This is a genomic window from Pseudomonas sp. R43(2017), assembly GCF_002112345.1.
Classification (GTDB): domain Bacteria; phylum Pseudomonadota; class Gammaproteobacteria; order Pseudomonadales; family Pseudomonadaceae; genus Aquipseudomonas; species Aquipseudomonas kribbensis.
Map to the genome: position 1 here is coordinate 137,420 of NZ_NEHJ01000007.1, position 19,156 is coordinate 156,575.

Genomic DNA, 19,156 nt, shown 5'->3' on the forward strand with positions numbered 1-19,156 from the left:
GCGGTGGGCGACCTGCCCGCCGCTTCCCTGTCATTCATGAAAACACTTGCCTATGAATTCTCCACAACGCAGCGACGCGTGCTGGATCGATACACAAGTTTCCTCGGTTCTCTTCACCCAACCTTCAACAACATTCCTTTGGTGTTTGAGCGCCGCAGAGCCAGCGGTCATCAACTGGCGGTACTGGCCAGCGATTCGCGTTTGAACAACGCCAGCTTCAATGCACGCTACTTGCAGGAGTTCTGGCAGCGCACCGAAGAGGCTCGGCGCCTGTGCAGTAATTACGTTGCGGATCTAGCTGCGTTCACTACCGAAACGCTGGAAATTACCCGCAATACTTCAAGGAACGAGCCCCTCAGCCAGGTGGATTTCAAGTTGTACAGCTTATCCAGGTCGCCGACCTGGAGGTTGTTTCCCCCTACCGATGTCCCGGACCTCGTTCACGAACTGGCGCTTCGTTTTTCATCGTTGAGGGCAGCGATACGCCAACTGAAATACACCATCGCCGAGGTGCATGACGAGTCGTTCGGACTCAAGTCGGTGTTTGTCAGGGCGATGGATCATCGCTCGTGCCAGTGTCATACCCAGCCGGCACTGGTCGAGGAGTTATTCCGCGAAGCTCGCACGACGCCGGTTTGGGACTTCGCTTGGTCTTCAACGGATTCACTCGTCAGGGCCGCAGAATACAAAGCCGATATTGCCGCGTTGTTCGGCGGCCTGGCTTCCGTAAGTTCGCAAATCAGTGTGTTTCTGGAGGAAACAGGATTGCGCATCGACACGGTATTTTATGAGCTGTTAAGAGCAGAACGCGTAACGAAACTCGGAGAGTTGAACTTCCAGCTCGCCGCCACGAAGGAGGGTGCTGACGAGTTCATGTCTATGATCAATCATCTAGAGACATGGCTGCGTAAATAAAAAAAGGCCCATGCAAGCATGGGCCTTTTCAGTTAAAGCGTCATTTACACGTAAAACGACTTCAGCGGCGGAAAGCCATTGAACTCTACGGCGCTGTAACTGGTGGTGTACGCACCGGTCGACAGCCAGTACAGGCGATCACCAATCGCCAGGTTCAGCGGCAGGCCGTACTTGTAGTTTTCGTACATGATGTCGGCGCTGTCGCAGGTCGGGCCGGCGATGACGACTTCTTCCATCTCGCCTTTCTTCTCGGTCCAGATCGGGAACTTGATGGCTTCGTCCATGGTTTCGATCAGACCGGAGAACTTGCCCACATCGGTGTAGACCCAACGCTCGACGGCTGTACGGGATTTACGCGCAACCAGCACCACTTCGCTGACCAGGATACCGGCGTTGGCAATCAGCGAACGGCCCGGCTCCAGGATGATTTCCGGCAGGTCATCACCGAAGTCTTCCTTCAGGAAGCGGATGATTTCTTCGGCGTAGGTTTCCAGGCTGTTGGTGCGGGTGATGTAGTTGGCCGGGAAACCACCGCCCATGTTGATCAGCTTGAGGTGGATGCCGTCTTCTTCCTTCAGGCGTTCGAAGATCACTTTGACCTTGGCGATCGCCGCGTCCCAGACGCTGATGTCACGCTGTTGCGAACCGACGTGGAACGAGATGCCGTACGGCACCAGACCCAGGTCGCGGGCGAGGATCAGCAGGTCCATGGCCATGTCGGTCTGGCAGCCGAATTTGCGCGACAGCGGCCAGTCGGCCGTGGTCGAGCCTTCGGTCAGGATACGCACATAGACTTTGGCGCCCGGTGCAGCCTTGGCGATGTTACGCAGGTCGGCTTCGGAGTCGGTGGCGAACAGACGCACGCCCTTCTCATAGAAGTAGCGGATGTCCTTGGATTTCTTGATGGTGTTGCCGTAGCTGATCTGGTCCGGGCTGACGCCACGGCTCAGCACTTTGTCCAGCTCATAGATCGAGGCGATGTCGAAGCTCGAGCCTTTCTCTTTGAGCAGGTCGATGATCTCGACGGCCGGGTTGGCCTTGACCGCGTAGTAGACCTTGGCGAATTCGAAACCGGCGCGCAGGTCATCGTAGGCCTGGGCGATCATCGCGGTGTCGATCACCACGAACGGGGTTTCCTGTTTGTCGGCGAACGCCTTCATTTTCTGAAAGGTTTCGCGCGCGAAATAGTCTTCGACCTGGATCGACATGCTGGGAACTCCTACTGGCAAACTAAAATTATCAATGGGTGCAAATGAACGTCCTCCGTATCCCCACTTTGGTTCGCCTACTTCCCAAGGCATGTCGCCGAAAGCAAAAAGGCCATGGGAAATGTAGTCTTTCTTTCCCTTGGCCTTGCTGTCTCGTCGTCAGTACTTGAGCCGGATGGATCGTTTCCAGCATGGACGTTCGGCGCGAACTTTAGGGCGTGAGGGGCCTGAGATCAACTAAAAATGTCGCGTTTTTGCACGCTTCTGACGTGCGTCGCGGATATCACTCTTTGTAGCCGACCGAGATGACGGTCAGATGTTCCGCAATAATTTTAAGGTGTTAAAAATACCTGCACGTTCGATGCTGATGCGTGCCAATTCATGGATAACTATGATCACTTCAACATCGGCGACGTTGGCGGCGAGAAGGGCCGGTGAGGGGGGATTTGCTGGTTGAGGCTGAAAAAATCGGCTGGGTTCGGCGCTCTGGTGTGTTGATATTTCTTGCCGGCCCATCGTCGGCGAAAAAATCCCGGCCTTGAGGATCCGGCGGTCGAAAAAAAGGGCTGTCGAACAGCCCTTTTGCTTTTGATCAGGCCACCGCTTCGGCCGGCGACACGATATTGGTCTTCATTCCGCGCGAACGACCCGAACTCAGGTACGCCGCAATCGACTCCTGGGTAACCTCGCCAAGGAACACTCGCTCGGCATCCATCACCGGCAGCCACGCCCGATTGAATTCGTACATGCGCGACAACAGGATGCGCAAATGCTCGTCGTACGCAGCCGTGGCGTTGAACTCACGCAGGAACTGCGCGCACGTACCGGTCTGACGATGCAGGTCGCGACGTCGCACATAACCCAGTGCCTTGTTCTCTGCGCAGGTGACCACCACGTAGCGACGGTCATGCTCGTCCATCAATTCCAGCGCATCGGCCACCGGAGTTTCCGGGCTCACCGATGGAGCGTTGTCCGCTGCGTCTTCCGCCTTCACCAGCAGCAGACGCTTGAGGGTGCTGTCCTGGCCGACGAAGTTGCTGACAAAGTCGTCCGCCGGATGGGCGAGCAGGGTGTCCGGATGATCGATCTGCAACAGCTTGCCGGCGCGGAAGATGGCGATCTTGTCACCGAGCTTGATCGCCTCATCGATGTCATGGCTGACCATGATCACGGTCTTGTTCAGCGCCCGCTGCATCTCGAAGAACTCGTTCTGGATCATCTCGCGGTTGATCGGATCCACCGCACCGAACGGTTCGTCCATCAGCAACAGTGGTGCATCCGCCGCCAGTGCGCGGATCACGCCGATCCGTTGCTGCTGGCCGCCGGAAAGTTCACGGGGATAGCGATGCAGATATTGCTTGGGCTCAAGCTTGATCATGCTCATCAGTTCGCGGGCGCGGTCGTGGCATTTCTGTTTGTCCCAGCCGAGCAGTTTCGGTACGACGACGATGTTTTCTTCGATGGTCATGTTCGGGAACAGACCGATCTGCTGGATCACGTAGCCGATGTTGCGGCGCAGGGTCACTTCGTCGAGGTCGGTGGTGTCTTCGCCGTTGATCAGGATCTTGCCCGAGGTGGGTTTGATCAGGCGGTTGATCATTTTCAGCGTGGTGCTTTTGCCGCAACCCGATGGCCCGAGGAACACGCAGATTTCGCCTTCATTGACGGTCAGGCTCACCGAGTCCACGGCTTTCACATCTTTGCCGTTGCTTTGGAAGGTCTTGCTGAGGTTTTGAAGTTCGATCATTTGAGGAGTCCTTTTGGAGTCAGCGAACGTTGCAGCCACTGCAAAATGAGGTCGGCGAAGATCGCCAGAAGACTGACCAGCAGCGCGCCGACGATCAGCATCGACATGTCACTGCGGCTGATGGAGGCGAGGATCAGCACGCCGAGGCCGCCGGCACCGATGGTTGCGGCAATGGTCATCACGCCGATGTTCATCACCACGGCGGTGCGCACGCCGGCGAGGATCACCGGCACTGCGATCGGCAACTCGACCATGCGCAGGCGTTGGCCGAAGGTCATGCCGATGCCCCGTGCGGCTTCGCGAATGCCCGGCTCTACGCCGGTCAGGGCGAGGTAGGTGTTGCGCATGATCGGCAACAGTGAATAGAGGAACACGGCGGTGATCGCCGGCATCGGGCCGAGGCCTTGGCCGAACTTCGAGTAGAACGGCAGCAGCAGGCCGAACAACGCAATCGACGGCACGGTCAGCAGCACCGTCGCGCTGGCCTGCAGCGGGCCGGCGAGGCTCGGGAAACGCGTCATCAGGATGCCCAGCGGCACGCCGATAAGAATCGCCAGGCTGACGGCGATGCCGACCAGGGTGATGTGCTGCCAGGTCAGGTGCATCACCTGCTGCCAGTCGAGGTGGGAAAAGGCGTTCAAAAATTCCATGACTTTTCCTCCTTCAGTTCAGTGGGTGCTGGCGCAGGAAATCGGCAGCGACTTTCGACGGACTTTCGTGATCGACATCGACCCGCGCGTTGAGCTGACGCATGGTTTCGTCGTCGAACAGCTCGGCCAGCGGTTTGAGTTGCTCAGCCAATTTTGGATGGGCGTCGAGGTAGGCCTGACGAACGACCGGCGCTGCGGTGTAGTCCGGGAAGTAATGCTTGTCGTCTTCCAGCAGCTTCAGGCCGAAAGCATTGAGGCGGCCGTCGGTGGTGTAGACCAGACCGGCAAACACCTGGCCGTTGCGCAGTGCGGTGTAGACCAGCCCAGCGTCCATCTGCCGGATGTTCTGGCGGGTCAGGTTCATGTCGTAGAGCTTGACCATGCCGTCCAGACCGTCGGAGCGGTTGGCGAACTCTGTGTCCAGCGCCACCAGATGATTGCTCTTGGCTTCAGACTTCAGCACGTCGTTCAGCTGGCTGATGTTGCTGATCTGCGGATATTCCTCGGCCACTTTTTTTGGCAGGGCTAGGGCGTAGGTGTTACTGAATTTCGACGGTGTCAGCCAGACCAGGCCTTTTTTTGCGTCGAGTTCTTTCACACGGGCGTAGGACTGTTCGCTGTCGAGTTTTTCGGTGACATGGTTGTAGGCCACCAGCGATACGCCGGTGTATTCCCAGAGCATGTCCAGTTGCCCGCTTTCGTGGGCGCTGCGGGCCAGATTGCTGCCCAGACCGCCGGTGATCTGCGCGTCATAGCCTTTGCTGCGCAGGTATTGCGCGGTGATTTCCGCGAGCAGGGTTTGTTCGGTAAATACTCGGGCGCCGAGGCGAATGAGCGGCTTTTCCGCCGCCTGGGCAAATCCTGCGAACAGCAGGGCGCAGCCCAGAATCAAGCTAAGTCGTTTCATGAATATTCCTTTGCCGAAGCCTTAAGACGGGCGCAAACCGCGTTCCAGCCAGAGACGGCTGGCGAGGGTGACCACGCCATCGAGCAGCAGGGCCAGCAGTGCGGTGCACGCGGCGCCGAGCAGCAGTTGCGGCTGATTGTTCAGGGCGATGCCGGGGAAAATCAGGCTGCCGAGGCTGTTGGCACCGATCAGGAACGCCAGCGGCGCAGTCCCTACGTTGATCGCCAGAGCCACCCGCACACCGCCGACGATGATCGGCACGGCATTGGGCAATTCGACCTGCCACAACACCTGGCGCGGGGTCATGCCGATGCCGGTGGCGGCTTCTTTCAGCGAGCCCTGGACGTTTTTCAAGCCTTCGTAGGTGTTGCGCACAATCGGCAAGAGCGAGGCGAGGAATAAAGCGAAGATCGCCGGACCACTGCCGATGCCGAGTATCCCCAGGGCAATCGCCAGTACGGCCAGCGGTGGCACGGTGTTACCGATGTTGAAGATCTGCATGAAGCGTTCGGCGCGGCCGACCATGGTCGGGCGGCTCAGGAAGATACCGGCGGGGATGCCCACGACAAGGGCGGCCAGCATTGAAGCGAGGACGAGAATCAGATGAGCTTGCAGGTAAAACAACAAATCGTCGCGGTAGTGTTCGATCGTGTTGATGCCGATCCAGTGGACCAGCAGGGCCAGGAGCGCGATCACCACCGCACCTCCCATCAGCCCTTTGCCATAGCGGATAGCCACAGGCGGACTCCTTTTTTATAGTCGGCGGACGCTGTCCCGAGTGGCATGCCATGCCTGGCTGCCGGGAGTGAACGTTCGCGAGAAGCAGCTCCCCCAGCACCGGCCAAAAGCGGTCTGAAAGCGAGCCATGAGCGCAGCCTCGTCAGGCTAACTTGCTGATTTTTCAGCCCCTGACGAAAAGTCGTAACAGGGGATGGACGTCTCCGTGCTTTAAAAGGTTCCCATCTGAGGCAGCATTTGGCCACCCTTAATGTGCTCAACGGTTCGGTTATTGTCTTGACTTGGGCTATAATCGCGGCCCTTTTTTGAATCACCGCCAGGCGATTTCCCATGACCAGACAGGCCGCCGAAGTCGCGAAACGCCGCACTTTCGCCATTATTTCCCACCCCGATGCCGGTAAAACCACGATCACCGAAAAGCTCCTGTTGATGGGCAAGGCGATTGCAGTGGCCGGTACGGTGAAATCCCGTAAATCCGATCGCCATGCGACATCCGACTGGATGGAGATGGAGAAACAGCGGGGTATTTCCATTACCACGTCGGTCATGCAGTTCCCGTATCGCGAACACATGATCAACCTGCTCGACACCCCGGGCCACGAAGACTTCTCCGAAGACACCTACCGCACCCTGACCGCGGTGGACTCGGCCCTGATGGTCCTCGACGGCGGTAAAGGTGTAGAGCCACGTACCATCGCCCTGATGGATGTCTGCCGTCTGCGTGACACGCCGATCGTCAGCTTCATCAACAAACTCGACCGTGACATCCGCGACCCGATCGAACTGCTCGACGAAATCGAAGCCGTCCTGAAGATCAAGGCCGCGCCGATCACCTGGCCGATCGGTTGCTACCGCGACTTCAAGGGCGTGTACCACCTGGCGGACGACTACATCATTGTCTACACCGCCGGCCACGGTCACGAACGTACCGAAACCAAGATCATCGAAAAGCTCGACTCCGACGAAGCCCGCGCCCACCTGGGTGACGAGTACGACCGCTTCCTCGAGCAGCTGGAACTGGTGCAGGGCGCCTGCCACGAGTTCAACCAGCAGGAGTTCATCGACGGCCAGTTGACCCCGGTGTTCTTCGGTACCGCACTGGGCAACTTCGGTGTCGATCACGTCCTCGACGCCGTGGTCGACTGGGCGCCACGTCCGCTGCCACGGGTGGCCAACGAGCGCACCGTGGAGCCGGTGGAAGAGAAGTTCTCGGGCTTCATCTTCAAGATCCAGGCGAACATGGACCCGAAACACCGCGACCGCATCGCCTTCATGCGTATCTGCTCCGGCAAGTACGAGAAAGGCATGAAGATGCGCCACGTGCGCACCGGCAAGGACGTACGCATCGGCGATGCCCTGACGTTCTTCTCCTCTGAGCGTGAACAGCTGGAAGAAGCGTACGCCGGCGACATCATCGGTCTGCACAACCACGGCACGATCCAGATCGGCGACACCTTCAGCGAAGGCGAAACCCTGGGCTTCACCGGCATCCCGCACTTCGCCCCGGAACTGTTCCGCCGCGTACGCCTGCGCGATCCGCTGAAATCCAAGCAGCTGCGCCAGGGCCTGCAACAGCTGGCCGAAGAAGGCGCGACCCAGGTGTTCTTCCCGGAGCGCAGCAACGACATCATCCTCGGCGCCGTCGGTGTGCTGCAGTTCGATGTGGTCGCCAGCCGCCTGAAAGAGGAATACAAGGTCGAGTGCTCCTACGAGCCGATCACCGTGTACTCCGCGCGCTGGATCGAATGCAGCGACAAGAAGAAACTTGAGGAATTCTCCAACAAGGCTGTGGAAAACCTCGCGCTGGACGGCGGCGGTCACCTGACCTACCTCGCCCCGACCCGGGTCAACCTGGCCCTGATGGAAGAGCGCTGGCCGGACGTGAAATTCCGTGCGACCCGTGAGCATCACTAAGCGCTGACTGCAACATCCAGAGCCCTGAGGCGCGAGCCTCGGGGCTTTTTATTGCCCGGGCGGTGGTGACAGTCGTTGTAGGTTCTTTCCCGAACGCTTGTGGTTTGTGTCTGCTTTTACCGCAGCGGCGTTTTTAGCCGCGACAATCCGGGCGACGAGGTCTAGTGTTCAAGGCCAAAAGCGAGCTTTCTGAAGGATCAACGGAATGACCGGTCGGCTCATTCATTTGCTGCGATTCGATGGTTACTTCTCCACGATGGCCTGGGTACTTGCGGCGCTGTTGTTCATCAATCGCCTGAGCAGCATGGTCAAGCTGTTCATGGCGTTGTATCTGCGTCAGGAGCTGGGCTTCGCCATCGAGACGGTTGGCTGGCTGTTGGCGGCGTATGGCGGCGGGTTGTTGATCGGTTCGATGCTGGGCGGTTTGCTCAGCGATCATATCCGCACCGCGCGGCTGACGGCCGCGCTGTTCTTCATTTCAGCCTGGGTGCTGCTCGGGCTCGGGCTGGTGACGCAGATGTGGTTGCTGGCCGGCTTGCTGTTGCTCAGCGGTACGATCGACGGCGCGATCCGGACGCTGCATCAACGCTTGATCATGGAATATTGCGAGGTTGCACAGCGCCCGCGCGCGCAGGCCCTGAGTCGTATTGCGCGAAATCTCGGGATGGCCGCTGCCGGTATCGCGGGCGGTGTTCTGGCGCAGACGGATTTTCGCTGGGTGTTCTTCATCAGTGCGGCGCTGACGCTGGTCGCGTTGCTCTGGTTCGTCCGCACGACCTGGCGGCGAGCAGTGCTGATCCCGGACGAAACGCCAGAGGCGCAGGCCGGCTCCGGTCTGCCATATCGCGACAAACCGTTTCTCTGGCTGCTGGCGGCGACCGTCCTGCTCGGCATGGCGTTCGACACCGTTTACAGCACCCTCGGCAACTATCTGCGCGACTACTATCGCTTGAGTACCGAGGCCATCGGCTGGCAGTTCGCGATCAACGCGGTCCTTGTCGTGGCGTTGCAGATTCCAATCTCGCATTGGGGCGAACGGTGGGGCTCGCGTCGGCCCTTGATCGCCGGTTGCGTGCTGCTGGCGCTCGGGCTCGGCATGCTGCCACTGGGTTCCGGGCTGATTTATGCCTGCCTGTCGACGGTGGTCTGGACGCTGGGGGAGGCGCTGTTCATGCCGCCGCTGAATGTGCTGGTCATGCAGCATGCGCAACGCGGCAAAAGCGGCCAGTACTTCGGTCTGTTCTTCATGGCCTGGAGCGCGAGTGCGCTGCTGTCGCCGGTGCTCAGCGGACAGCTTTACGGGCAATTCGGAGGGCACAGCGTCTGGGTGGCCAGTGCGGCACTGGCACTGCTGTCGGTCCCGCTGGTTTGTCTGGCGACCCGTTTGCGCGTCTCGGCCGGCCAGCCCGTGCAAACCCGCAAGGCCGCCTCGCTTAGCTGATCCGGTTATGGGGGTTATTCGAAAGCGGTCTGTCCAGCCATGGCATTTCCGGGCATTGGTTAGCGTCCTATCTGGTGAACCCGGCTGATCGGAACTAGATTTTATTCAGCGCCGGACCGGCACTCTGGCTTCAACCACGAAAGGATGGAAACGCTTATGAGCATTTTTCAACGCATAGTGTTGTTGCTTAAGGTTTTGGTGATGCTGACGCTTGGCACCACGGCGGCGTGGGCGAGCAGCGCGGCGCCCGCACAGGGCTTCAATGCGGCCCAGGGGCACGCGGGTGTGATCATGCTCGCCAAGTCCGAATCCGAACCCGGTGATCAGGACCAGGGTGGCAGCAAGGACGATGACGACTCGACCACCGACGAGCCGGACACCGATGATCCGGACGATGGCGACAGCCAGACATAGATCGCAGACAAAAGAAAACCTCTTCTTCCGCGACTGATGCGCAATCGAGAAAGAAGAGGTTTGGTCAACGCTTTAACGACCCGCCCCGGCAACAGGGCGGGTTTTTTATGCCGCGCCGTCGAGGAACTGCTCGGCGTAGTGGCACGCTACCTGACGCGTGTCGAGCTGGCGCAGAGCCGGCTCTTCCGCGCTGCAACGTTCGGTCGCGTACGGGCAGCGCTTGTGGAACGCGCAGCCCGGTGGCGGGTTCAGCGGGTTGGGCAGCTCGCCGACGATCTTGATCTTCGGCTTGTCCGGATCCGGGTGGATGGTCGGAGTCGCCGACAGCAGCGCCTGAGTGTACGGGTGCAGCGGACGGGCATAGATGTCGTGCTTCGGACCGATTTCCACCGGGCGCCCGAGGTACATCACCATCACTTCATCGGCCACGTGCTGCACCACCGCCAGGTTGTGCGAGATGAACACGTAACCGGTGTTGAACTCCTGCTGCATGTCCATGAACAGGTTCAGCACCTGCGCCTGGATCGACACGTCCAGTGCCGAAGTCGGTTCGTCCGCCACCAGCACTTTCGGTTGCAGCATCATCGCCCGGGCCAGCGCAATACGCTGACGCTGGCCGCCGGAGAACATGTGCGGATAACGCTGGTAGTGCTCGGGACGCAAACCGACCTGCTTCATCATCGCCTGGACGCGTTCGCGACGTTCGGCGGCCGACAGGTTGGTGTTGATCAGCAGCGGCTCGGCCAGTTGATCACCGATCTTCTGCCGAGGGTTCAACGACGCGTACGGGCTCTGGAACACCATCTGCACGTCTTTGCGCAGTTGCTTGCGCTGGGCCTTGTCGGCGCCGGCCACTTCTTGTCCGGCGATTTTCAGGGAACCGGACGACGGCTCCTCGATCAGGGTCAGGGCACGGGCCAGGGTGGATTTGCCGCAGCCCGATTCGCCCACGACGGCGAGGGTCTTGCCGGCCTCCAGCTCGAACGACACACCGTTGAGGGCGCGTACGGTCGCATGGCCCTTGAACAGGCCACGGGAGACTTCGTAGTGACGGGTCAGGTCGCGGGCGGTAAGTACGACGGCCATTACGCCACCTCCTGGTTCAACGGGTAGAAGCAGCGGGCGAGGCTGTGGCTTTTCGGATCAAGGGTCGGACGCTGCGCGCGGCAGCTGTCCTGCACGTACGGGCAGCGCGGCGACAGCAGGCAGCCTTGCGGACGGTCGTAACGGCCGGGAACGATGCCCGGCAGGGTCGCCAGACGCTCGGCACCCTGGCTGTGTTCCGGAATCGCCTTGAGCAGCGCTTCGCTGTAGGGGTGGGCCGGGATGTCGAACAGTTGCGGCACCTGACCGACTTCAACGGCTTGACCTGCGTACATCACACAGACGCGCTGGGCGGTTTCGGCCACCACGGCGAGGTCGTGGGTGATCAGCACCAGGCCCATGTTCTGCTCTTTCTGCAACGCCAGCAGCAGGTCCATGATCTGCGCCTGGATCGTTACGTCGAGTGCGGTGGTCGGCTCGTCGGCGATCAGCAGTTTCGGCTCGCCGGCAATCGCCATGGCAATCGCCACACGCTGACTCATGCCGCCGGACAGTTGGTGCGGATAGGCGTCCATGCGGCTTGAAGCGCCGGGGATTTCAACCTTTTCCAGCAGTTCGATGGCGCGTTTGCGGGCGGCCTTGCCGGACATTTTCAGGTGCAGGCGCAGCACTTCCTCGATCTGGAAACCGACGGTGTAGCTCGGGTTCAGCGCGGTCATCGGGTCCTGGAACACCATGGACAGGTCTTTACCGACGATCTGCCGACGCTGGCGATTGCTCAGTTTGAGCATGTCCTTGCCGTCGAAGCTCAGAGAGTCGGCGGTGACGATCCCCGGGTGCTCGATCAGGCCCATCAGCGCCATCATGGTCACGGACTTGCCGGAACCCGATTCGCCGACGATGGCCAGCACTTCGCCCTTGTCGACCTTGAGATCGAGGCCGTCGACCACCGGAGTGGCGTTCTTGTCGCCGAAGCGAACGTTGAGATTCTTGATTTCTAGCAGTGACATGGGAATCTCCTCAGGCGGCGTTCTTGAGTTTCGGGTCCAGCGCATCGCGCAGGCCGTCGCCCATCAAGTTGATTGCCAGCACGCTGAGCAAAATGGTCAGACCAGGCAGACTCACGACCCACCAGGCACGTTCGATGTAGTCGCGGGCCGAGGCCAGCATGGTGCCCCACTCAGGGGTTGGCGGCTGGACGCCGAGGCCGAGGAAGCCCAGGGCGGCGGCATCGAGGATCGCCGAAGAGAAGCTCAGGGTCGCCTGGACGATCAGCGGTGCCATGCAGTTCGGCAGCACGGTGATGAACATCAGGCGCGGCAGGCCGGCACCGGCCAGGCGCGCAGCGGTCACGTAGTCGCGGTTCAGTTCGCCCATCACCGCTGCACGGGTCAGACGCACGTAGGACGGCAGCGAAACCACGGCAATCGCAATCACGGTGTTGATCAGGCCAGGGCCGAGGATGGCGACGATCGCCACGGCCAGCAGCAGCGACGGCAGGGCCAGCATGATGTCCATCAGACGCATGATGGTCGGGCCGACCACTTTCGGGAAGAAACCGGCGAACAGACCCAGCAGGATCCCCGGAATCAGCGACATCACCACCGACGACAGACCGATCAGCAGCGACAGGCGCGAACCCTGGATCAGACGCGACAGCAGGTCGCGACCCAGTTCATCGGTGCCGAGCAGGAATTGCATCTGCCCGCCTTCGAGCCACGCCGGTGGCGTCAGCAGGAAGTCACGGTATTGCTCGCTCGGGTTATGCGGGGCGACCCACGGCGCGAAGATCGCGCAGAAAATCACCAGCAGCATGAACAGCAGGCCGGCAACGGCGCCCTTGTTTTTCGCGAAGGCTTGCCAGAATTCTTTGTACGGCGACGGGTACAGCAGACTTTGATCCGCGCCAGGTGCAGCGGTGACTACTGAGGATGTTGGAGTGCTCATGGGTATTGACCTCAGCGCTGATGACGGATGCGTGGGTTGGCAAAGCCGTAGAGGATGTCCACCACGAAGTTGACCAGGATCACCAGGCAGGCGATCAACAGAATGCCGTTCTGCACGACCGGATAGTCCCGGGCGCCGATGGCTTCGATCAGCCATTTGCCGATGCCGGGCCACGAGAAGATGGTCTCGGTCAGTACTGCACCGGCCAGCAGGGTGCCGACTTGCAGGCCGACCACGGTCAGCACCGGGATCAGCGCGTTGCGCAGACCGTGCACGAACACCACGCGCGACGGCGACAGGCCTTTGGCCTTGGCGGTACGGATGTAGTCTTCACGCAGCACTTCGAGCATCGACGAACGGGTCATCCGCGCGATCACCGCCAGCGGAATGGTGCCGAGGACGATGGCCGGCAGGATCAGGTGATGCAGCGCATCCAGGAAAGCGCCGGTGTCATTGGCCAGCAGGGTGTCGATCAGCATGAAACCGGTGCGTGGCTCGATGTCATAGAGCAGGTCGATCCGCCCGGAAACCGGGGTCCAGCCCAGGCTCACGGAGAAGAACATGATGAGGATCAGGCCCCACCAGAAAATCGGCATCGAATACCCCGCCAGGGAGATGCCCATCACCCCGTGGTCGAACAGGGATCCTCGCTTGAGGGCCGCGATCACCCCGGCCAGAAGGCCCAGGATGCCGGCGAACAACAGGGCGGCCATGGACAGTTCCAGGGTCGCCGGGAAGAGGGAGGTGAACTCGGTCCATACGCTCTCACGGGTGCGCAGGGATTCGCCGAGATCGCCGTGGGCCAGTTTGCCGATGTAGTCCAGGTACTGGGCGTACAGCGGTTTGTTCAGACCGAGGCGTTCCATTGCCTGAGCGTGCATTTCGGGGTCGACCCGACGTTCGCCCATCATCACTTCCACGGGGTCGCCGGGAATCATGCGAATCAACGCGAAAGTCAGCAAGGTGATGCCGAAAAACGTGGGGATCAACAACCCCAGTCGGCGGGCAATAAAACTAAACATCTTGTGTGGTACCTCATCAGCCGGTTAGGCGTGCCCGGCGACCCTGGGGTCAGGGAGGCCGGGAGTTTCTTATCTACTTCACCTGGGTGGTGGCGAAGTTATTGGTTGTGAGAGGGCTGATGTGATAACCCTCTACGTTGTTGCGCATTGCGGTGAACATCCGGGTGTGGGCCATGCTGATCCACGGTTGGTCCTGATTGAAGATGGCCTGGGCTTCTTCGTACAGTTTGGCGCGTTCGGCCGGATCTACTTTAGCCCGTGCTTCGTCGAGCAGGGTCTGGAATTTCTCGTTGCACCAGCGAGCGTAGTTTTCGCCGTTCTTGGCGGCCTCGCAACTGAGCATAGGCGTCAGGAAGTTATCCGGGTCGCCGTTGTCGCCCGCCCATCCGGCCGACACCATATCGTGTTCGCCGGCCTTGGCGCGCTTGAGCATTTCGCCCCATTCCATCACGCGGATGTCGATCTTGATCCCGACTTTCGCCAGGTCAGCCTGCATCATTTGCGCGCCGAGCATCGGGTTGGGGTTGGTCGGGCCGCCGCCGTTGCGGGTAAACAGGGTAAACACGGTGCCTTCCGGCACGCCGGCTTCCTTGAGCAGTTTGCGCGCTGCATCGAGGTCACGTGGCGGGTTTTTCAGCTCGTGGTTGTAGCCCAGCAGGGTCGGCGGGTACGGGTTGACCGCCACGGTCGCGTTGCCCTTGCCGAACAGCGCGTTGACATAGGCTTCCTTGTCGAAGGCGATGTCGATCGCTTTACGCACCCGCACGTCGCTGATGTATTTGTGCTGGGTGTTCATGGCGATGTAGGAAACGGTCATCGCGTCCATTTCATCGACTTTCAGCTTGTCGTCTTTCTTGATGCTCGGGATGTCATCGGGCTTCGGATACAGCGCGATCTGGCACTCGTTGGCCTTGAGCTTCTGCAGGCGCACGTTGTTGTCGGTGGCGATGGCCAGGATCAACGCATCGGCCGGCGGCTTGCCACGGAAGTAGTCCGGGTTGGCCTTGAAGCGAACCTGGGCGTCCTTGTTGTAGCGCTGGAAGACGAACGGGCCAGTGCCGACCGGCTTGTTGTTCAGGTCGCCGGTCTTGCCGGACTTGAGCAACTGGTCGGCGTATTCGGCCGGGTAGATCGAGGAGAACGCCATGGCGATGTCGGCCAGGAACGGCGCCTCGCGGCGGGTCAAGGTGAACTTGACGGTGTTGTCGTCGACTTTCTCGACGCTCTTGAGCAGTTCCTTGAAGCCCATGCTTTCAAAGTACGGGAAGCCCACGCTCGACAGCTTGTGCCACGGGTGATTCGGGTCCAGCTGACGCTGGAAGCTCCAGACCACGTCGTCGGCGTTCAGGTCGCGGGTCGGCTTGAAATATTCGGTGGTGTGAAACTTGACGCCTTTGCGCAGGTGGAACGTGTAGGTCAGGCCGTCGTCGCTGATGTCCCAGGACTCGGCGAGCGCCGGGATCACATCAGTGGTGCCGGGCTTGAAGTCGGCCAGGCGGTTGAAGATGGTTTCGGCCACCGCGTCGGCAGTGACTGCAGTCGTGTACTGGACCATATCGAAGCCTTCCGGACTGGCTTCGGTGCAGACCACCAAGGGTTTGGCCGAGACGCCGATGGCGGCGCTCAACAGGGCGGCAGCGACGGCCGCACGTAGGGGAAGCATTTTCATCGATAACCCTCTGCAATCGGTTGAAGACAAAAAGCCGAACGGCCGACTCGTCACTGAGTCAGCCGTCGGCACGCGTTTTTACAGAATGTTGAACGGTACGGTGGTCACGAGACGGAACTCGTTGATGCTGCCGTCAGCCTGGTTTTCGCTGGCGCGGTGAGCAGTGTAGGTGGCACGCACGGTGGTCGCCTTGAGTGGGCCGCTCTGTACCGCGTAAGTGGCACCGATGCCGTATTCGTAGTGGTGCTCGCCGTCCATGCTGCGTACGTCATACGCAGTGCCGGTGTAGTGAGTACCGTCGATGCCCCAGCCGCGGGCCTGGTAGATGTTGAACTTCAGGCCTGGCACGCCGTATTCGGCCATGTTCAGACCGTAGGCGACCTGGAAGGATTTCTCGTTCGGGCCGTTGAAGTCGGACAGCAGGGAGTTGGCCAGGTAGATGCCGTTGGTTTCGTGCAGGTAGTCGAAGTACTCGTCACCGTTGATCGCCTGGTACGAGAAGGTCAGGCTGTGGGCCTGGTGAGTCAGGCCGAACGACAGCGAGTAGGTGTCGTTGTCGATGTTGCCCATCTCTTTCTTGCCGGTATCGACGGTCTTGTAGTAGTTCAGGCCGGTGGTCAGGCTCACGACGTTGCTGTCGCCCAGTTCGTGGGTGGCGCCGAAGTAGTACTGGTTCCAGAAGTCTTCAGCCTTGGAGGCGTACAGGCTGGTCTTCAGGCTCTGCAGCGGCTGGTAGTTCAGGCCGACGATGCTCACGCGATCGGTTTCGGCGCCGTTGGCGCTGTACTCGGTGCGGAATTTCGACAGGCTCTCTTCGGTACGCGGCGATACGCGGTCGAAGCTGCCGGCGTCGAACGACAGGTTGTTCAGCTCTTCGCTGTGCAGGCTCACACCTTCAAAGCTCGAAGGCAGCGCACGGTTGCCGATGGTGTCGACGATTGGCGTGCTGAAGTTCTGGCGACCGGCGGTCAGGGTGGTGTTGGAAACGCGGAACTTGACGTTGGCCAGGCCCAGTTTGCTCCACTGACCTTCAGCGTCACCGCCTTCCTTGGTCAGGGTACGGTTGTTGCCCGCGCCTGGACGCGAACCCGGTGCACCACCGTTGTTGGAGGCCAGGGCCTTGCGGTCACGCTCCAGGGCCACGGCGTTGTAAGCGGCTACTTCAGTGCTGACACCCACGGTGCCCTGAGTGAAGCCGGAGGTGAAGTTGACGATGGTGCCCTGTACCCAGTTGATACGACGATCGGTCGGGGTGGCAACGCCGTCCTTGCGGTAAGTGAACTTGCCGCCGCGCTTCAGTTGCTCGTTGGCGTACCAGTTACGGGTCGTGCCGCTGACTTTGGAGCCTTCGAGGAAGCCGGTGGCGTCAGCCTGGGCGCTTTTCTCGTTGACGGTCACCGGGGTGAACGCCTGGCTCTGCTCCTCGGCAAACGCCGTGGCGGTGATGCTGCTGATGGCCAAGGCCAGTATCGCGGTGCTGCTCAGTTTCATGGGTGAAGCTCCTTTACTTTCTTTTTATGCCGGCTTTTTTTGTTGGGCCGGTTTTTGGTTTTAGAACTCATTCACACATCGCAAACGTTTGCAAAAGGCCTGATCGGCAAATTTCGGCAAAGCGCTTGCGTGAGGAGGTAGACAGCCTCCTCAGCATTGCGGCTAATCGGTTATGGGTTTAATCGATGCTGACACCCGAAAACACGTTGCGGCCGAAGGGACTGACCTTGAACCCTTCAACCCTGGCGCTCAGCGGCTGGTTGACCGTCGAGTGGGCGACAGGCGTGATCGGCACTTGCTGCTTGAGCAATTGCTGGGCCTGTTTGTAGAGCACGGTGCGCTGGTCGCGGTCGGTGACGACCTTGGCCTCCTTGATCAGCTTGTCGTAAGCCGGGTCGCACCACATGGAATAGTTGTTGCCGCCAATGGCGTCGCAGCTGTACAGCGTGCCGAGCCAGTTGTCCGGGTCCCCGTTGTCGCCGGTCCAGCCGATCAGGCTGACGTCGTGTTCGCCATTCTTGGTGCGCTTGATGTACTCGCCCCATTCATAGCTGACGATCTTCACTTTCAAACCGATCTTGGCCCAGTCAGCCTGGAGCATTTCGGCCATCAGCTTGGCGTTCGGGTTGTACGGGCGCTGCACCGGCATGGCCCACAGGGTGATCTCGGTGCCTTCCTTGACGCCGGCAGCCTTGAGCAGTTCCTTGGCTTTTTCCGGGTTGTAGGCGGCGTCCTTGATCGTTGTGTCGTAGGACCATTGGGTCGGCGGCATGGCGTTGACCGCCAGTTGACCGGCACCCTGATAAACAGCGTTGAGAATCCCCTGTTTATTCACCGCCATGTCCAGCGCCTGACGCACTTCGAGCTGGTCGAACGGTTTGTGGCGCACGTTGTAGGCAATGTAGCCAAGGTTGAAGCCCGGCTTTTCGATCAGTTGCAGTTTCGGGTCGTTCTTCAGTGCCGGCACATCCGCCGGGCGTGGATGCAGAGTGACCTGGCATTCGCCGGCCTTGAGCTTCTGCACGCGAACCGATGCGTCGGTATTGATCGCGAAAATCAGGTTCTTCAGCTTCACGCGGCTCTGATCCCAGTAATGCGGGTTGCCGGTGTAGCGGATGTTCGAGTCTTTCTGATAGCTCTTGAACACGAACGGACCAGTGCCGATCGGCTTCTGGTTGATATCGCTCGGTTTGCCTTCGGCCAGCAGCTTGTCGGCGTATTCGGCGGACAGAATGGCGGCGAAGCTCATGGCGATGTTCTGGATGAACGCGGCGTCGACGCTGTTGAGCGTGAACTCCACGGTCAACGGCCCGGTCTTCTCGACCTTGGCGATGTTCTTGTTGAGGCTCATCCCGTTGAAATACGGGAACTCGGTCGGATAAGCCTTACGGAAGGGCTGTTGCGGATCGAGCATGCGGTTAAACGTGAACAGCACGTCGTCGGCGTTGAAATCGCGGGTAGGTTTGAAGTACGCCGTTGTATGAAATTTCACCCCTTCACGCAGGTGAAAGGTGTACTTGAGGCCATCCTCGGAAATATCCCAGCTCGTTGCCAGGCCCGGTACGACATTGGTCGCGCCTTTTTCGAACTCGGCCAGACGGTTGTACAGCGGTTCGGCGGCGTCGTTATCGGTCGCGGTCGTGTATTGCGCGGTATCGAAACCGGCCGGGCTGCCTTCGGAGCAGAACACCAGACTGTCGCTGGCGGCAAAACTCGCGGACGTGGCGGCCAACAGGCCGGCGCCCAACAATGCGGAAAAAACCAAGGTGTGGCGCATGACGCTCCCTCTTGTCTCAGTGTTTTTCAATGCGCCGCGATCCCTTCCAGGGAAGTTGTGGCCGCATTGAGCTCAAACCCACAGCAAACCGATAGCCCACGCAGTCACTGGTCAGAACCCGACGGTAGGGACCGCAGGTCTGGCAGTAAATGCGCTGAGTCCTAAAGACTCGTAGGAAAAGGCGACACGTCCGAAACCAGCTTGGTCAGACCAAGTGGAAATGGATGTAGGCAATTTCCTAACTATTCGGCAGAAAAAACGGCGACGACGCT

Annotated in this window: 16 protein-coding genes; 4 read left to right on the forward strand and 12 right to left on the reverse strand. The window is 60.0% G+C overall.

Features of this window, described 5'->3' with window-relative positions:
- Positions 1-3: 3 nt before the first annotated feature.
- The gene (locus tag CAG02_RS20295; RefSeq protein ID WP_085711826.1) at positions 4-915 is read left to right on the forward strand and encodes a hypothetical protein; all 912 of its coding nucleotides are present in this window, start codon (positions 4-6) and stop codon (positions 913-915) included.
- Positions 916-959: 44 nt separating this feature from the next.
- Here CAG02_RS20295 and CAG02_RS20300 read toward each other — a convergent pair whose 3' ends face one another.
- From CAG02_RS20300 to CAG02_RS20320, 5 genes are all read right to left on the reverse strand, one after another.
- Entirely contained in the window at positions 960-2,123 is a 1,164-nt protein-coding gene (locus CAG02_RS20300) for a type III PLP-dependent enzyme (RefSeq protein WP_039769212.1), read from the reverse strand.
- Between the two features lie 592 nt (positions 2,124-2,715).
- Positions 2,716-3,870: a betaine/proline/choline family ABC transporter ATP-binding protein gene (locus tag CAG02_RS20305; RefSeq protein WP_085685646.1), complete on the reverse strand. Its 1,155-nt coding sequence runs from the start codon at positions 3,868-3,870 to the stop codon at positions 2,716-2,718.
- Positions 3,867-4,520 carry an ABC transporter permease gene (locus CAG02_RS20310; RefSeq protein ID WP_007953690.1) on the reverse strand — a complete coding sequence of 218 codons (654 nt, stop codon included), beginning with the start codon at positions 4,518-4,520 and terminating at the stop codon, positions 3,867-3,869. Before CAG02_RS20310 ends, CAG02_RS20305 begins: the two co-directional genes overlap by 4 nt.
- A 13-nt stretch (positions 4,521-4,533) precedes the next feature.
- Entirely contained in the window at positions 4,534-5,427 is an 894-nt protein-coding gene (locus tag CAG02_RS20315) for a glycine betaine ABC transporter substrate-binding protein (RefSeq protein WP_085711825.1), read from the reverse strand.
- 21 nt (positions 5,428-5,448) lie between these two features.
- Complete coding sequence (locus tag CAG02_RS20320; RefSeq protein WP_170931630.1) at positions 5,449-6,138, reverse strand: ABC transporter permease; 690 nt, start codon at positions 6,136-6,138, stop codon at positions 5,449-5,451.
- Between the two features lie 357 nt (positions 6,139-6,495).
- On the opposite strand from CAG02_RS20320, the gene CAG02_RS20325 reads away from it, so the two are divergent.
- From CAG02_RS20325 to CAG02_RS20335, 3 genes are all read left to right on the forward strand, one after another.
- Positions 6,496-8,079 carry a peptide chain release factor 3 gene (locus tag CAG02_RS20325; protein ID WP_085608055.1) on the forward strand — a complete coding sequence of 528 codons (1,584 nt, stop codon included), beginning with the start codon at positions 6,496-6,498 and terminating at the stop codon, positions 8,077-8,079.
- Positions 8,080-8,284: 205 nt separating this feature from the next.
- Positions 8,285-9,520: an MFS transporter gene (locus tag CAG02_RS20330; RefSeq protein WP_085711823.1), complete on the forward strand. Its 1,236-nt coding sequence runs from the start codon at positions 8,285-8,287 to the stop codon at positions 9,518-9,520.
- Positions 9,521-9,676: 156 nt separating this feature from the next.
- Positions 9,677-9,934, forward strand: a complete 258-nt coding sequence (locus CAG02_RS20335) for a hypothetical protein (protein ID WP_085711822.1) — start codon at positions 9,677-9,679, stop codon at positions 9,932-9,934.
- Positions 9,935-10,039: 105 nt separating this feature from the next.
- Here CAG02_RS20335 and CAG02_RS20340 read toward each other — a convergent pair whose 3' ends face one another.
- The 7 genes from CAG02_RS20340 to CAG02_RS20370 form a co-directional block, all read right to left on the reverse strand.
- Positions 10,040-11,020: a peptide ABC transporter ATP-binding protein gene (locus CAG02_RS20340; protein WP_085711821.1), complete on the reverse strand. Its 981-nt coding sequence runs from the start codon at positions 11,018-11,020 to the stop codon at positions 10,040-10,042.
- Complete coding sequence (locus tag CAG02_RS20345) at positions 11,020-11,988, reverse strand: ABC transporter ATP-binding protein (RefSeq protein ID WP_085711820.1); 969 nt, start codon at positions 11,986-11,988, stop codon at positions 11,020-11,022. Before CAG02_RS20345 ends, CAG02_RS20340 begins: the two co-directional genes overlap by 1 nt.
- A 10-nt stretch (positions 11,989-11,998) precedes the next feature.
- On the reverse strand, positions 11,999-12,925 hold the full coding sequence (locus tag CAG02_RS20350; RefSeq protein ID WP_085711819.1) for an ABC transporter permease subunit: 927 nt from the start codon (positions 12,923-12,925) through the stop codon (positions 11,999-12,001).
- A gap of 11 nt (positions 12,926-12,936) precedes the next feature.
- Entirely contained in the window at positions 12,937-13,947 is a 1,011-nt protein-coding gene (locus tag CAG02_RS20355) for an ABC transporter permease subunit (protein ID WP_085711818.1), read from the reverse strand.
- Between the two features lie 73 nt (positions 13,948-14,020).
- Positions 14,021-15,616 carry an ABC transporter substrate-binding protein gene (locus CAG02_RS20360; RefSeq protein ID WP_085711817.1) on the reverse strand — a complete coding sequence of 532 codons (1,596 nt, stop codon included), beginning with the start codon at positions 15,614-15,616 and terminating at the stop codon, positions 14,021-14,023.
- Between the two features lie 78 nt (positions 15,617-15,694).
- The gene (locus CAG02_RS20365) at positions 15,695-17,107 is read right to left on the reverse strand and encodes an OprD family porin (protein ID WP_085711816.1); all 1,413 of its coding nucleotides are present in this window, start codon (positions 17,105-17,107) and stop codon (positions 15,695-15,697) included.
- Between the two features lie 178 nt (positions 17,108-17,285).
- Positions 17,286-18,884: an ABC transporter substrate-binding protein gene (locus CAG02_RS20370; RefSeq protein ID WP_085711815.1), complete on the reverse strand. Its 1,599-nt coding sequence runs from the start codon at positions 18,882-18,884 to the stop codon at positions 17,286-17,288.
- Positions 18,885-19,156: the final 272 nt, after the last annotated feature.